The 14,498-nt window shown below is 57.6% G+C and carries 15 protein-coding genes and 1 pseudogene; 10 read left to right on the plus strand and 6 right to left on the minus strand.

Annotated elements, in window-relative coordinates:
* Positions 1-74: 74 nt before the first annotated feature.
* The gene (locus P1L40_RS23180; RefSeq protein WP_284011818.1) at positions 75-2,138 is read right to left on the minus strand and encodes a transposase; all 2,064 of its coding nucleotides are present in this window, start codon (positions 2,136-2,138) and stop codon (positions 75-77) included.
* A 159-nt stretch (positions 2,139-2,297) separates the two neighbouring features.
* Between P1L40_RS23180 and P1L40_RS23185 the strand changes: the two genes are divergently transcribed.
* Complete coding sequence (locus tag P1L40_RS23185) at positions 2,298-2,837, plus strand: winged helix-turn-helix transcriptional regulator (protein WP_284011819.1); 540 nt, start codon at positions 2,298-2,300, stop codon at positions 2,835-2,837.
* A gap of 95 nt (positions 2,838-2,932) precedes the next feature.
* Here the strand turns inward: P1L40_RS23185 and P1L40_RS23190 are convergent, their stop codons facing one another.
* Positions 2,933-3,274, minus strand: coding sequence for a DUF7344 domain-containing protein (locus P1L40_RS23190; RefSeq protein ID WP_284011820.1), 342 nt, complete (start codon positions 3,272-3,274; stop codon positions 2,933-2,935).
* Positions 3,275-3,601: 327 nt separating this feature from the next.
* Here P1L40_RS23190 and P1L40_RS23195 point away from each other — a divergent pair, with 327 nt between their 5' ends.
* From P1L40_RS23195 to P1L40_RS23225, 8 genes and pseudogenes are all read left to right on the plus strand, one after another.
* On the plus strand, positions 3,602-4,060 hold the full coding sequence (locus tag P1L40_RS23195; RefSeq protein WP_284011821.1) for a DUF7344 domain-containing protein: 459 nt from the start codon (positions 3,602-3,604) through the stop codon (positions 4,058-4,060).
* Positions 4,053-4,460, plus strand: a complete 408-nt coding sequence (locus P1L40_RS23200; RefSeq protein WP_284011822.1) for a HalOD1 output domain-containing protein — start codon at positions 4,053-4,055, stop codon at positions 4,458-4,460. Before P1L40_RS23195 ends, P1L40_RS23200 begins: the two co-directional genes overlap by 8 nt.
* A 628-nt stretch (positions 4,461-5,088) precedes the next feature.
* On the plus strand, positions 5,089-5,877 hold the full coding sequence (locus tag P1L40_RS23205; protein WP_336402216.1) for a VIT1/CCC1 transporter family protein: 789 nt from the start codon (positions 5,089-5,091) through the stop codon (positions 5,875-5,877).
* Between the two features lie 123 nt (positions 5,878-6,000).
* A complete protein-coding gene (locus tag P1L40_RS23210; RefSeq protein ID WP_284011824.1) occupies positions 6,001-7,377 on the plus strand; it encodes a phenylacetate--CoA ligase family protein in 1,377 nt (458 codons plus the stop codon).
* 157 nt (positions 7,378-7,534) lie between these two features.
* Positions 7,535-7,753: a cation-transporting P-type ATPase gene (locus P1L40_RS23670; protein WP_419181213.1), complete on the plus strand. Its 219-nt coding sequence runs from the start codon at positions 7,535-7,537 to the stop codon at positions 7,751-7,753.
* Between the two features lie 217 nt (positions 7,754-7,970).
* Positions 7,971-8,108 (plus strand): hypothetical protein, encoded by a 138-nt coding sequence (locus P1L40_RS23215; protein WP_284011825.1) that lies wholly within the window; start codon positions 7,971-7,973, stop codon positions 8,106-8,108.
* A gap of 37 nt (positions 8,109-8,145) precedes the next feature.
* Positions 8,146-8,670: a cation transporting ATPase C-terminal domain-containing protein gene (locus P1L40_RS23220; protein ID WP_419181214.1), complete on the plus strand. Its 525-nt coding sequence runs from the start codon at positions 8,146-8,148 to the stop codon at positions 8,668-8,670.
* 216 nt (positions 8,671-8,886) lie between these two features.
* Positions 8,887-10,103 (plus strand): annotated as a pseudogene (locus tag P1L40_RS23225) (inorganic phosphate transporter).
* Here P1L40_RS23225 and P1L40_RS23230 read toward each other — a convergent pair.
* The 3 genes from P1L40_RS23230 to P1L40_RS23240 form a co-directional block, all read right to left on the minus strand.
* Positions 10,104-10,427, minus strand: coding sequence for a hypothetical protein (locus P1L40_RS23230; protein WP_284011826.1), 324 nt, complete (start codon positions 10,425-10,427; stop codon positions 10,104-10,106).
* A 360-nt stretch (positions 10,428-10,787) separates the two neighbouring features.
* A complete protein-coding gene (locus tag P1L40_RS23235) occupies positions 10,788-12,326 on the minus strand; it encodes a TrkH family potassium uptake protein (RefSeq protein WP_284011827.1) in 1,539 nt (512 codons plus the stop codon).
* Between the two features lie 28 nt (positions 12,327-12,354).
* Positions 12,355-12,588 (minus strand): DUF8151 family protein, encoded by a 234-nt coding sequence (locus P1L40_RS23240; protein ID WP_284011828.1) that lies wholly within the window; start codon positions 12,586-12,588, stop codon positions 12,355-12,357.
* Positions 12,589-12,673: 85 nt separating this feature from the next.
* Between P1L40_RS23240 and P1L40_RS23245 the strand changes: the two genes are divergently transcribed.
* Positions 12,674-12,901: a DUF7860 family protein gene (locus P1L40_RS23245; RefSeq protein ID WP_284011829.1), complete on the plus strand. Its 228-nt coding sequence runs from the start codon at positions 12,674-12,676 to the stop codon at positions 12,899-12,901.
* A gap of 271 nt (positions 12,902-13,172) precedes the next feature.
* Here the strand turns inward: P1L40_RS23245 and P1L40_RS23250 are convergent, their stop codons facing one another.
* Positions 13,173-14,462, minus strand: a complete 1,290-nt coding sequence (locus tag P1L40_RS23250; protein ID WP_336402218.1) for an HPP family protein — start codon at positions 14,460-14,462, stop codon at positions 13,173-13,175.
* Between the last annotated feature and the right edge of the window lie 36 nt (positions 14,463-14,498).

A 14,498-nucleotide genomic window follows, 5' to 3' on the forward strand; every position in this document is an offset into this window, starting at 1 on the left:
GTTGAGAACAGCAAAATAGCGAGTTTCAGAGAGTGTTGCCACTCACCACTAAGCACACCGAGAAGGAGTATCTTCTAATCTGGCGGGTCCAAGCCGGCGTAATCCTTCGCTATCGTCAGGAACAGGTCAGCTGTAACCAAGGGCTTGAAGCGGAACTCAGAGTCTGCCAATAACTCCAACTTCACCAGCAGATCCACTAATCGCCAAGCATTGTACATGGTGCAGGCGTAGAGAAAATTGAAGAAGCGGTACTCAAACTTCATCGACATCGTCCGAACACGGAACCGCTTAATCTGCTTGAAGCCGTTCTCAATCCCCCACCTGTACTTGTACTTCCGAATGATTCGACTCACCATGTGAGCCTTCTCGACCTCGGAAAGGCTTTCACTGTCATCTGGTGGTTGTAGGTCCGGGTGGTTCGTCTCGAACAGCAGGTACAAGCGCGTGTCTTCATCGTTCCCCGGCAGTCTCCGCTCTTCTTCCTCCTCACGGATTTCCTCAATCAGGTCACCGAACATGCGACCGGCGCTCTCTTCATCCTCTTCGGTAGCTTCTGCGAAGTCTGAAAGCAGTCCTTCACGATACTCGTTGCTGTCCTGCGACTCGTCCTCCTGTTTTGACTCCTGTTCCTCATCATCAGAATCGTCGGCAGTCCGTTTCGCTTTCATCGCAGGCACGTACACGGATTTGCGTGCGGGCGCGTCCTGACCGGCTTCTACACCTGTTTCCGTAGATTCCTCTGTGAAGTCCGTGAGAGTTGTCCGGGCAGGGGTGTTATCGCTGCTACTGTCTTCCTCTTGCTCGATGTGAACGAGCTTGCCCTGCCGGCGAAGGCGGGTACACGTTGCTCGTTCACTCGTATGCATCATTCCAGGATTCAGGTAGTAGACACCGCGGTCTTCGCACACGTCCTTCACGGGGTCGTGGGCGAATTCCCGGTCCATCATGACCATCTCAATGTCGATCATGTCTGTTGCCTTCGACAGCAATTCATCGACGATAGCTGCACGAGACAGTCCACGGGAGACGGGAATTGCGTCTAGAACCAAGGGGACATCTAACCCGACAATCTGGATGCTCGCCCATTGGAAGTGCAGGTCCGGCAGGTCATCCTCATCCTTGCCTTTCTCCTTGTACCCGAGAAGCCACGTATTCGCCAGTCCGTCCTCATCGAATTCTAACTCCGTGTTTTCCCGGTACGGGTTCGATTTCGTAATATCGATACTCGCCAGGACACCTCCTACGAGTTCGGAATCTCGTCGTGCACGCTCAATGAGCGCTTCCGTCGTATCTCGGTGCATCTGCCGGGCTTCTTCCGGATTTATCTTCTGTATGTGGTGACGGTGAGTGCTTCCCGTCTGAACACGGTCGCGTGTGGTTTCGGCTGCGAAGTTCCGCGTCCCGTCTTCGGCATACATCTCCGCACGAGAACCCATGTATGCGTGACTCTCCCAAAACGCATTCTCGTGAACCTCGGCATTATCTCCTCGGGAGAGTGAGTAGTTCTCTGTCAGCATCGGCTTCGCGTGCTCCCACACTTCCCGAGTGTTGGCTATTGTCCGGTCTCGAACCGTCGAATCGTCCTGCTCGACGTCACCCGGGTCATCCACACTCGGGTCAGGGTGAAACACTTCCTCTGGCGCGGGAACATCGTTCTCCCGCGCGACGTTCACGAGTACCTGCCCAATAGTCCAGATGACTCGCTTGTGATCGAGTTCAAGCCGGCTGTCGTTCCAGACACGCCACAGCGTCGATTTCGAGGCACAGCCATCCTCGAAGCCGAGAGACTCGACGAGTTCAGGCTCATCCTCAAGATACTCAATAAGGTTTGTCTCGCCGCTCCAGCCTTTGACAATCCGAAGGAGATGGGCTCTTAGCAACGCTTGGGGTTCTTTCTTGTCGTGCCAGGTGGTGATGTCATATCCGAACTTCCACGGGTTGAGCGGCAGATAGCAGATCGCCTCTTCGAGGTCATTATGCTCTGAATGGGCAAACCATTCCTCGATGAATGCAGCAGCATCCCACGCAAGCGGCCAGGGGTCATTCACCGTATCGTGGTTGTCAGAGTACGGCCACTCTCGGTGCGACGCGCTCAGCGCATCGAGCACCGCTTGTTCAGTAGCGGGGGTGGCCGTCATGTGTCGCGTACTCTAAATACTTTGATTCGAAGTATTAGGTCCGGGCGTGTTGTTTCCATATTTCCGGATAGAGCTGCGTATAGGGTGGATAAACGCCCATCTCAGGCAGTAGAGTTCAATTTTCGACTGACTTTGAATCAAAGTATAAATCCGAATGAAGTGCCATTCGGAAAGAGAAGGAAGTTTGACTATGACGGGGGATTGAGTTCAACAGTATCGGGCATGGTAGACACGCTTAGGGAGTACTTCGAGTTGCGCGGTGGGATTGGGCTACTCGTCGTGTTGAAAGGTGATGCAAAGAGATTCAAAGACCTGGCCGACCGGCTACACATCAGCTCTTCAACGCTGACGAAACGGATTGGCGAAGCGAAAGATTACGGGCTTATAACACCCGAAATCGACAATAAGGAAACCTCTGTGAATAATCGGTATCGACTCACCGAGCGTGGGCAGTACGTAGTTACGAAGATGGAGCGGATGAACATCATTCACGCGTACCGGACGATGCTGGATATGCAGGCACAAATCGAGGACGGAAAAACCGAGTTACTGGAGTGGGTGGAACTTGATGAGACGAAAGAAGAATTGGCCAGGCAGAGCGATAGCGACCCATACGTTGACCCATTCGGCAACGATGTGACAGAGTTCTCCAACGACGATGATGATCGTGACTACGATGAGTTCATGACGGAAGAATAATCCTCTAAAAGAATATGTTTCAAGTTGGATTAGCTGAACTAACCGCTCAGTAGGCCTGCGGATGTAATGGTTCGCTCCCGAAGAACGAGCGTGAATTACGGCCAGTCGGCTGGTAACTTGTCGGCATTGTCGTCCAACAACTGGAGGAGCGGTGCGATGTCGTGGAAGTTCGGTCCCCGCCGAATCGTCTCCGCCTCGGGATTCCAGTCGATATACCCCTTCTCAGCCAGTTTGGGCAGGTGAGAATGGAGCAATTGCACTTCCAGCCGTTCGGGGCCGGCTTCATCTTCAGAGACGGGCGCGAACTGGTTCCGGGTGAATTCGGTTATCTCACATGGATTGTGGTCGGAGATGGCGACGAGGATTCGTCGGCGATACGGGTTCCGTAGGGCGTCGAACATCACGTTGAGTGACGCCGAGTCGATGTTTTGCGGCATACTGGTGGCTCGTAGTGCGGAACGCTGAGACTCGCTAATGCGTTCCGCGTGACGACCACACGAAGAAAAACGGGTGTATCTGCACGTCCGGCACACCGGTTCAAGCGCCCCTTCATCGTCAGGGACAAACGCACAGTGTGAAACTGTTATTCCGTACAATAACTTGACACCGAGCGTATATAAAAATGGTGTAGACCAAGTGTTCTTATCCATGCTGGAAGCAGGGAACAAGTAAAACATTCATTGTCTGAACCCGGCGATAATGCGCATAAGACCCGGGATTAATCTTGAAGGAAGGTTTATTGAGATTTGTTGTCAACTCGTTCCATGGACGACGAGGATTTCGAAGGGACACAGTCGAACGCCTCGGACCATTTCATGACGGACTCAGGCAGTGACGCAAGCGGCGTACTGGAGCTCAACGAGGTGTTTGCCGCGCTCGGCCATCCACGTCGGCGGTACCTGATGTACACCCTTGTCAACGAAAGTACCGAGGAGACGCTCCCTAAGTTGGCGACCAAGATCGCTGCGTGGGAACAGGACAAGACAGTCAACGAGGTAACGGACGATGAACGCCGCCGCGTCCATGCATCGTTGTATCACTCACACATTCCGAAACTCGCGGACCTCGGCGTTCTCGAATACAAAGAGGCGGATGACATAATCGTGAAGGCACTAAACACCGAACAGGTCCAGGCAGTCCTGAACGGGGCGGGCGCAGAACTCGATAGCCGACAAGAAACGCACGCACAGCAACGAGACCCGGACACGGAGAAAGATGAATAACGGCCCGGGCGACGACTCTCCGTCCTCGAATGGAGACAACCAAGGGCCGAACGGAGATGTACAGCCCGAGGCATACGAGTCCGCCGAGTCCGTCGAGAACGTGGATACCGACCAGTGGGTGCAGGTCCACCAGGAACACTACGACCGTGAATCTGATGGCGAACTTGCGACGGCACTCGCCTTTGCCATTGCGGAGGCGAAGGGCGTCGATCCGCTCAACCACACCGAGATGCCACCACTGTACGAGTTCATCGACGCCCAAGCACTCGAAGAGACATTCTTCGGTCCGTCGGGTGCTGGCACCCGACGGACCGAAGCCGGAGCCATCACGTTCATGTACGACAACCATAAGATCGCGCTCCAGTCAGACGGCTGGATTTCCGTCTACGAACCCGGATAGCTCAAATCGGTGTGGGTCTACGAGACCTATCCTCTATATCTTGCATGGCGTTTCTGATAGATTTCTGAGAAGTAGTCGCCCTGCACGGTAACTGAGTATCCGTACTGACCAGTCAAGATAGTAGCTGAGCCTCCTTCGGATTAAGAACCATTATAGACTCATGAAATGAGCGGAAGCTAGTGAACTCGTCCTGGATCATCTACTAATTACGGCACATCCAGCAATCAAGGCGGTAGCGAGATTCCTGAGTGTAGCACTAAGTTCACAAATCACAATTATACTAAATATGACGACTCCGGCAGATGTCGAACGCTACCGTCGCAATCGCCAAGACGAAATCGACAGTGCGACGGTCTATGCGGCGATGGCTGACGCCGAATCGCAACCACAGGTCGCAGATGTGTACCGGCGGTTGGCCGACACAGAGCGAACCCATGCGGATTTCTGGACCGAGCGGATTCGTGAAGCCGGTTCCGAGCCGGGAGACGCCAATCCATCTCGTAGAGCCAGAGTACTGGCGTGGTTAGCTCGTCATTTCGGACCGGGAATGGTACTTGGCTCGATGCAGGCCGGAGAGGCCATCGGTGGGAGTGACTATGCGACCCAACCAGAAGTCACGGGGACCGGAATGGCAGCCGACGAGCGCTCTCACGACCGTCTCCTGACGGTTATCGCGGAAACGCCCGGAAAGGGGGCACGGGGAGAGGTCCTCGCCCAGCTCGAAGGCCGCCACCGTGCGACCAGCGGCAACGCACTGCGCGCTGCAGTGCTCGGAGCGAACGACGGTCTCGTCTCCAATCTCAGTCTCGTGATGGGCGTCGCTGGTGCGGCGCTGGATTCACCGGCGATTCTAATTACGGGTCTTGCCGGACTCCTCGCTGGATCAGGGTCGATGGCGATGGGCGAGTGGCTTTCCGTCCAGAGCTCACGGGAACTGTATCAACGTCAGATTGGCATCGAGGCTGAAGAACTCGCTGAGGTTCCCGAAGAGGAGGCAGAAGAACTGGCACTCATCTACGAGGCGAAAGGACTCTCGAAAGCTCGCGCCAGAGAGATCGCTGAACAGTTGATCGCCGATGAGGAGATGGCACTTGACACACTCGCCCGTGAGGAGCTGGGCATCAACCCAGAAGAACTAGGGGGCTCAGCATGGGAAGCGGCGGCGACGTCGTTCGTGCTCTTCGCACTCGGAGCCATCGTCCCGGTACTCCCGTACTTCGTATTAACTGGGTCAATCGCCGTCGGCGTGAGTCTCGTGTTGAGTGCAGTCGCGCTGTTCGTCATCGGTGCCAGCATCACGCTTCTCACGGGACGGTCTGTGCTCTTTTCTGGACTGCGTCAGGTCGGGATTGGACTCGCTGCTGCGGTCCTTACCTACGGTGTCGGGAGCCTGATTGGCGTGACACTCGTCGGCTAATGCAGACAGACTGTCGGGTGACCGCTGGGTCGCTGGCCAATAACAAAGTCAATTCGCCACAAGATTCACTATGAACGCGAGAAGGGGCTCGGAAGAATTCACCGCGTTCGTACACCCAGTCCGATGAATCCAATCGAGCGAGGAAAAATCACACTCGACGCCTGGCGGGCCAGAAGAACCACCCGCGCGGAGATAGCAGAACGGCAGCGCCGGCGTCTAGTAGAGATGCTCTCATTTTCCCGGCGACGGTCACGGTTCTACAAGCGACACTACGCCGACGTGCCGGAGGGAACTACCGACCTCACACAGTACCCACCGGTAACGAAGCCGATGCTCATGGAGCACTTCGACGACGTCGTTACGGACACCGCGATTACCAAAGCCGAGGTCGACGCCTTCGTCGCTGACGAGACACAGATCGGCGAGCGCTTCCTCGGCAAGTATCCAGTGTGGACGACGTCTGGGACGACCGGGGAACCGGGGGTATTCGTCCAGGATGAAACAGCATGGACCATTTCAGACGTGCTGGGTGACCGGTGGATCGTGCCCGCAATGGCGAACCGTTCGTCACTCTCCCGCCTCTTCACACAGAATATCCACGTTGCACTCGTCGCAGTTTCGGGCGGTCACTTCGCCGGTGCGGCCGGACTCGAGTTGATGCGTCGAGAATCCGTCCTTGGAGAACGTCGTCTGCGACTCTTTTCGCCGACGAGTCCGATCGACGACCTGACTGCCGAGCTGAACCAGTATCAGCCCGCCATTCTCGAAGGCTACTCGACCGTCCTCGTCGAGTTGGCGCGAGCCCAACGAGACGGTCGTCTCGACATCAGCCCCGCACTCGTGCTCCCCACAGCAGAACCCATCTCTGAGTCACAGAAGCGACTGCTCCGAGACACGTTCGATTGTGTCGTCCGGGAACTCTACGGAGCGACGGAATTCGTCCCGATTGCTGTCGAGTGCGACCACGGAAATCTCCACGCCAACACCGACTGGGTCGTGGTCGAACCGGTCGACGAGGACTATCAGCCGGTCGAACTTGGAACGCCGTCGGACACCGTCCTTATCACGAGCCTCTCGAATCGTGTGCAACCGCTCGTTCGGTACAACCTCGGGGATAGCATCACGATGTACGAAGAGCGGTGTCAATGCGGGAGCGCGTTCCCAATCATAGAGGTCGGCGGACGGCAAGGGGATGTCCTCCAGTTCGAAACCGATGAGGGAGAAGAGGTTCCGATTTTCCCACTCGCACTCGCAACTGTCGTCGAAGACGTTCCGGGAGTCCGTCGAGTTCAGATTATCCGCACGGCCCCTACGACACTGCAGGTCCGCTTCGATGTCGATCCTGATGCGACCGAGGAGGCGGTCTGGAACCAGATAAAGGGGGATCTCCAGTCGTTCCTCGGTAATCACGGGATTACCAGCGTAACCATCGAAGCGGCAGCCGAGCCACCACGACGGGAGAGACGAAGCGGAAAGTTCCGCCACGTCTGGGCAGAATAGCAGAAGTAATCCATCCTTTGCGAGTGGTAGGATGGCTACGTACGCACACAACTGCCACATTCTTACAGCAAGTCAATGAGAACGCGGCGCTATCGCTGGCCACAGACATCGGGTCGGATGAGTTCTACCGAGTTACAGCCGCCAACAACTGGAACTAATGAGCGACGAACGCGCCCGCTGGGACGGATTGTCGTCGTCGGAGACAGCGAGACGGTTGTCACGGGACGGACCGAACGAACTGCCCACCCCTTCACCGCCGTCGATGCCCCGCTTGCTGCTCGCCCAATTCGTTCACTTTTACGCGCTCATGTTGTGGGTGGCAACTGGGTTGGCCGTCATCGGTGACTTGCCGTCGCAGGTGTTGCCATCGTGCTAGTCATCGTTATCAATGGCGTCTTCGCGTTCGCACAGGAGTATCGTGCTGTCCGCGCAGCCGAGCAGCTTCGCGAGTTGCTGCCCGAACGCGTCTACATCTGTCGAGACGGCCGACGGGTAGAGGTGAATGCGACGGTCCAGCACTGCGCCAGGCCGACATCGGCGTGGCGATAGGTGCCGCAGGGACTGACGTCGCTCGGGAAGTCTTGGACCTCGTATTGCTCGACGACCACTTCGCGACTATCGTCACAGCTGTTGAACTCGGGCGGTCGACGTTCTCGAACATACGGAAGTTCCTCACGGACAACGTCGCGGAACTGACTCGGTTCGTCGTGTGGGTACTCTCGGACGGGTAGTTCCCCCCTCGCTATCGGTGTCTTTCAGATTCTCGCTATCGACCTAGTCACAGACCAGTTCCCCTCTCTCGCACTTGCGCTGGAGCCGCCCACCGAACGACAGCGGACACACACCCTCACCGGCCAGCACCTCATCGATGGGGCGCTGCTGCGTCGGGTGTTTTTCGTCCTTGGACCGACGATATCAGTGGTCACACTGGTCGCGTTTTCCGCGTCACTGCTATCGGGCGGTTGGCAGTTCGGTGACCCCGCCACAGGGACGACGATGCTTGCGGCATCGGGGGCCGCGTGGGCGACCATCGTCCTCGGGCAGATGGCCAACGCCTTCGCCGTCCGTAGCCCGACCCAGTGGCCTGGCGCGCTCGGGTGGACCTCGAACCCGTATCTTCCGTGGGCCGTCGCTTCTGGACTCGTTTTCCTGGTCGTCTTGCTGTACGTACCGTGGCTCGCGCAGTTGCTCGGGCAAGCGCCCCCATCAGCAATCGGCTGGGCAGTCGCGGTAGCCGTAGTGCCAGCGGTGTTCGGGATGGATATGATTTACAAGCGATGGCGGGCCGAGTGACAGTCTCGGTCGGTAGGGGGACCTCGTCGCCGACAGCGGGACACTGAATCAACCACATTGCTTATCCAGAAGATTGGCTCAACACTCGCTGATATACGTGATTTCGATAGGTTCATGCGACACGTCACACGCTTTTTCGACAGATGCGCCAGCACAGTTGTAGCCACGCGTCCACGAATTCGCTGAACCAGCTACCGATGGAGGACCGGTGAGTCGATGGCCTCAGTACTACTCGTTCTGGCAATTGCACTGTTGGCGGCACTGTTCATGTCGTTCACCGTCGGTGCAAACAGTAACTCGGCACCAGTCGCACCCGCTGTTGGGGCCAACGCGCTCTCTGTGCTCCGAGCAGCTTTGCTCGTCGGGATTGTGGCTGGGCTCGGTGCGATACTCCAAGGTGGCAGTATCTCAGAAACCATCGGCAAAGACCTCATCACGGGCGTCGCGATTACCCCGCTGGCCGCAGCGGCAGCGCTGTTGACCGCTGCGACCCTCATCACTATCGGGAACACGTATGGCTATCCCATCCCTTCGGCGTTCACCGTTACGGGGGCGATGATCGGGGCCGGCATCGCTCTTGGTGGTGGTTTCGCTGTCCACGAGTACGCCGTCATTCTCGGGTTCTGGTTCGCGATTCCACTGGTCGAGGGCGTTCTCGCGTACGGGATTGCCCGTGGCCTCCGAAGCGATGCTATCCCCGAAACTGTCGGTATCCCGCTCCTCGGAGGGACAGTCGGCTATGCGTTGGCCAACATCCAACTCACTATCATTCCGACTGCGAGCGGCGCACAGGGCTCTGTCGCTCGCTATCTCGCCACCACGTACCAGTTCCTTCCAACAGTCGTCGGCGGCGCGTACACGCTCGGCATGGTTGTCGTGAGTGTGTGTAGCGGGCTCGTTGCACTCGTCGGGACACGGGCGTTGCTCCACCGCGACGAGACCGCCGGTATCAATCAGTTCCTCGTCGTACTGGGACTCATCGTCGTGTTCACGAGTGGTGGCACACAGGTCGGTCTGGCAACCGGCCCGCTGAGGCCGTGTTCGAGACAGACCTCCAGCTCCCGTCGATCTACTTGCTCGCACTCGGTGGCGGCGGGATTCTCCTCGGCGCCTGGATAAGAGGCCCGCGACTCGTCCAGGCAGTCTCGAACGAATATGCCTCGCTGGGGCCGAGACGGTCGATTGCCGCGCTGATTCCCGCCTTTCTGGTCGCGCAACTGGCTATCGTACTGGGAATCCCGATATCGTTTAACAAGGTGATGATCGCAAGTATCGTCGGCAGTGGACTCGCCGCGAGTTCGACTGGCGGGAGCGGCGTCTCGGGACGAAAAGTCGGTATCACTATCGGGTCGTGGGTCGGGTCAATGCTGGGCGCGGGCATCATCAGCTATGGTCTCTATCACCTCTTGAGCGCAGTCCCAGGTGTAGGATAATTACGTGACAATCAGGTCAATAATCTCTTCCTCCGCGGCCTGCGTTTTCATCCCCTCCCACGTCTGGAACTCGGTCGTGTCGTCGATATACTCGTTGAGTTGCTCACGCGAGAGATCCTGTACATCGCCGATGCTATCGAGATTCCACGGGCTCTGCGTGCAGAACGCCTCGAATGAGTTGAACTCGGTGTGCTCTCGCATAAACTGCTGCGAAAAGAACGTCTCAGACTGGATCCGAGTGCCAGCTTGCAGTTCACCGATTCGGTCAAGTGCGTCCCCGACTTTCTCTTCGAGGTCCTCAAGCCCGGCGACCTGAAGATCCATAGCTAAGATGAACTCTGGACGCGGGTAAAAGCCACGGCTAGCGATATCGGACCGTCTGTCAGGAACTGCAAATTACGGTCGCTCTTCGTGGGTAGCGTAGCCAATGCAACGACCAAGGATGGCGGCCGAACCTACTGGAGAGGACGGTGAAGGCGATCTATTTCAGATCGGTTTCGCCCAGGAGTGGCCGCACTCTGAACACTCGAAATTGTGGAAGGCATCGCCGTCTCTGACCTCCGTCGAAATCGCAGTGGCCAAATTATATCCACACTCCGGGCAGCGGCTATGTGGCACTTTCTGAAATAATACCTGAGATTTGATAGTTCTTTCCTGATACTGTGGGAGGATTCTCGTTCAAGCTCATCTACGCCACTGTGACTTCGTAAACAGGACCAGTACCGGGATGATTTCAAGGCGTCCGACCCACATGAAAAACACCATGAGGAGTTTCGAGACCCTCGGAAACGCGTTGAAGTTGTACATCGGCCCGACGATTCCGACGCCGGGACCGACGTTCCCCAAGGTGGCCGCGACAGCGCTCGTCGCCTCGAACGCGGACAGCTCAGCACCTCGGACATCAATGAGAAGGACGACCAGTGTGCCAAGCGCAAAGATGACCAGATAGAGCATCGTGAAGGCGTAGATGCCTCGAATAGCGTTCTCATCCACGACCACGTCACCTAATCGAATCGGCTGGACGGCTCGCGGATGCGCACTGGTGAACAGCTCCCGTCTGAGCGTTTTCAAAATCACGATCCATCGAACGACTTTGATACTCCCCCCTGTGCTCCCGGCGGAACCGCCGATGAACATCCCGAATAGCAACACGAATTGCGCGTGTTCTCCCCAGAGATTGAAGTCGATGCTGGCGTACCCTGTCGTGGTTACGATGGACGCAATCTGAAACGTCGCGTGCCGAAGCGATGGTTCAACCGCGTTTGCGAGTGTGTTGAGGCCGGGTGTCGTATACAGCAGCCCCGCCACGAGCGCCGACAGGACACCGATGGCACCCAGATAGCCCTTCAGTTCCACATCCTCCCAGACGGTCCGAAAGTTCCGGTTCCAGAGATGCCAGAAGAGGGCGAAATTCATTCCGGCGGCGATCATGAACGGGATGATGAACCACTGGACAATCGCTGAGAAGGCTTCGATAGAGCGCGCTTCTGGTGAGAAGCCACCGGTCGGCATCGTGGTGAAGCCGTGTGCAACAGCGTTGTAGAGCGTCATCTCCGGTGCCAGTCCCACCAGATGGAAGCCAAACAGGCCGAGAATCTCGATAACGGTGAGTCCGATGTACAGTCCCCAGAGTGCTCGAGCCGTCTCTGCAATACGCGGTGTGAGTTTCTCGAGGCCCGGTCCCGGCGCTTCCGCGTCCATGAGCTGCGCACCGCCGACGGAGAGTTCGGGCAAGATTGCGACCGCCAGGACGACGATACCCATCCCACCCAGCCACTGGGTCTCTTGGCGCCACATCATCAGCGCTCGTGAGTGATTCTCAAAGGATATCGACCCCATGACTGTCGACCCAGTCGTGGTGAACCCGCTCATCGTCTCGAACAGGGCGTTCACTGGATAGCGAAGCGTCGACGTCGCTCCGTAGTCCGTGAGCACCCCCTCGAGTACGAACGGGACCGCACCGACGACGCTGACCAGTAGCCAGGTCAGGGCGACCATCAAGAAGCCTTCCCGAACGCCGAGGGCGCCTGCAGCATCCTCGTGAGCCTGTTCGAGTGCCCAGCCAACAGTGATGGCAAGCGCCAGACTCGCCAAGAAGGTCGTAAACCCACGGCCGTAGTACAGCGCCAGAAGCAGCGGGAACAACATCGGCACCGCTAGCCACTTGATAATGCGCCCGGTGAGACTAACACTCGCTCGCCAGTCTGTGTATGCAGTAGTCATCGGATATCTCGATAGATAGTAGTAGCAGTTACAGGTGCTGACGAACGGCTGGCAGCAGTTTTCGATATCCGAGCATGTAGATGCCGACGTACAAGAGCAAGAGCCCCATCCCGAACTCCCAGATAGCAAACGTCGAAACGTCTGCGGAAAGATCAGCGAGCGCCGCCTGTTCGAGCAGCGCGCCACCAACTGTGAGCACGGGAGCCAATATGAGCGAAACCAACAGTTCAGGAACGACGACAACCGACTCTGATGCGGTCATGGTATATTTGAGTTACTCTGGCCTGGGTGTATCTTTTTCGGTCCAATGGAAAAAGCGTATAATGGCCGCTCGCAACAGATATCGTATGAGCCAGTCGAAACAGCGGGACTATCCGCGCCTCGCAAAGCGTGGGTTCCTCCTCGGTTTGGGATTGTTCCTGGTGGGTGCAGGCGGCGCCATCGGCGGAACGGCGCTATTTGGCACACTTCCAGCGTGGAGTAACACACTGTTTACCGATATGGAGCTACTCGGCATCGTCCTAGGTCTGTTCTCGCCGCTCATCTTCGGAATCGTCATGCCCCTCGTCGAGTGACAACCACTAAGTGCCTGTCACGCGAAGCACTGAACGCGGCAAGTTGATACGCCGCCGACCGCGAGAGCGGTTCTGAGAGACAGAGTCAGGACATGCTCGTGTCCACTGTCGCGTGTGAGTTCTGTCTCTCAGCCATCGTCCACCACTTTTCACGCCCCCACTACCGGACAGCACCAGTGTTCACGGCCGGTGGACGATAGCGAGGTCACAGTCTATCTCCTGGATACACTCGTGAGTCGGTGGCGAGAGCAGTCGAGATGCGGCGTGTCGGTCAGTACTGGCCCCCATGATCGCGAGGTCGTAATTCCCGGCGTACCGCTCTAAACTCTTCGACGGGCTCGTGGGCAACTCTGGTCTCGATGGGGTCTGCAAACGGCTCTGCGAGCGTTTCGAGCGTGATCTCTGCACGCCGATGTCGGCCTCGGGTAGAAATGCACGTACAGAGACTGATGGCGCCACGAGCATTACAGAGCCGCTGTGCGAAATCAAGCATCGTGTTGGCGACCGGCCCAGCAGACCGAACCATGACTAGAATCTCCTGCCAGTCAGTCGTCCCGTTGCCGGAGCGAAAGGTGATGACATCAACCGACCCGGACAACAGATGCCTGACGAACGATGTCGGTTCGCCCTCGTCGGTTTCGTACGGCGCCACCACGAGGTCGCAGTTCTCGTCACTGGCTGTCTGGAGCACGGTTTCCCCGGCGGAGTCCGATGCCACAGCGACGACGAACTCACAGGGCACGTCGACGACGGCCGTGATAGACGATTGCAACTGTTCGAGCCGTTCTAGCGATTGTTCCGTGATTAGTTCCTCTGCGGACGCGTCCGGTCTGTCTCCAGGCGACGTCGATTCATCTGCTGGATCGGTAGCGAGGTTCGCTTCGACCTGTTCGATGGTGGCTGGTTCGACGGTGTCCATCAACACGACCTTCCCTGCATCGTGGGCCGCAGCGATACGGCCTGCGAAGAGTGCGAGGGTGGTCGGCTGTGTATCGCGTACCGGGACCAGTATCTGGTCGTCCCCGTTCGTCGATTGGAACAGATACCGGGCCCGTTCGCGATAGAGGTGCCGCCGCCAGATGATGAAGGTTCCCGCAATCAGGACGCTCGCAACGGTGACACCTGCCACGTAGCGGAGTTGGGCCGACCCAGTCACGAGGACGAGGAGCGCGGAGGAGTACGCGGTGGGTAGTTCGATTTCGAACATCCAGGTCACCAGACTGGTGAGAAAGATACCGAGCGCGGCCGCCCCGGCGTGGACCTGGAACTGGGCCGGGGGGACGGTGTACCAGAACTGGGCCGTCAGTTCCAGTGCCACCCACCCGCTGAGCGCGCCTGCAGTCATCCCGCCGACGAAGCGTCGTGGGTCGGCGTACCGGCTTCCGGGATCGGCAAACAGTGTGTACGTCCCCGACGCTAACGGCGGATAGACGAGAAACGAGACGATTGGCGATATGTTGGATAGCCACGTCACGAGCGCGATGAGGAGTGGGACGATGACGAGTACCGAAAGGTGGAGCAGATTCTGCGTGTTTTCGAGCCAGCGCCGTAACGCTCGCATATGTCGGCGCTTCTGCCGTCGCAGCCGACGGTGAAC

The sequence above is a fragment of the Haloarcula pelagica genome (assembly GCF_030127105.1).
Classification (GTDB): domain Archaea; phylum Halobacteriota; class Halobacteria; order Halobacteriales; family Haloarculaceae; genus Haloarcula; species Haloarcula pelagica.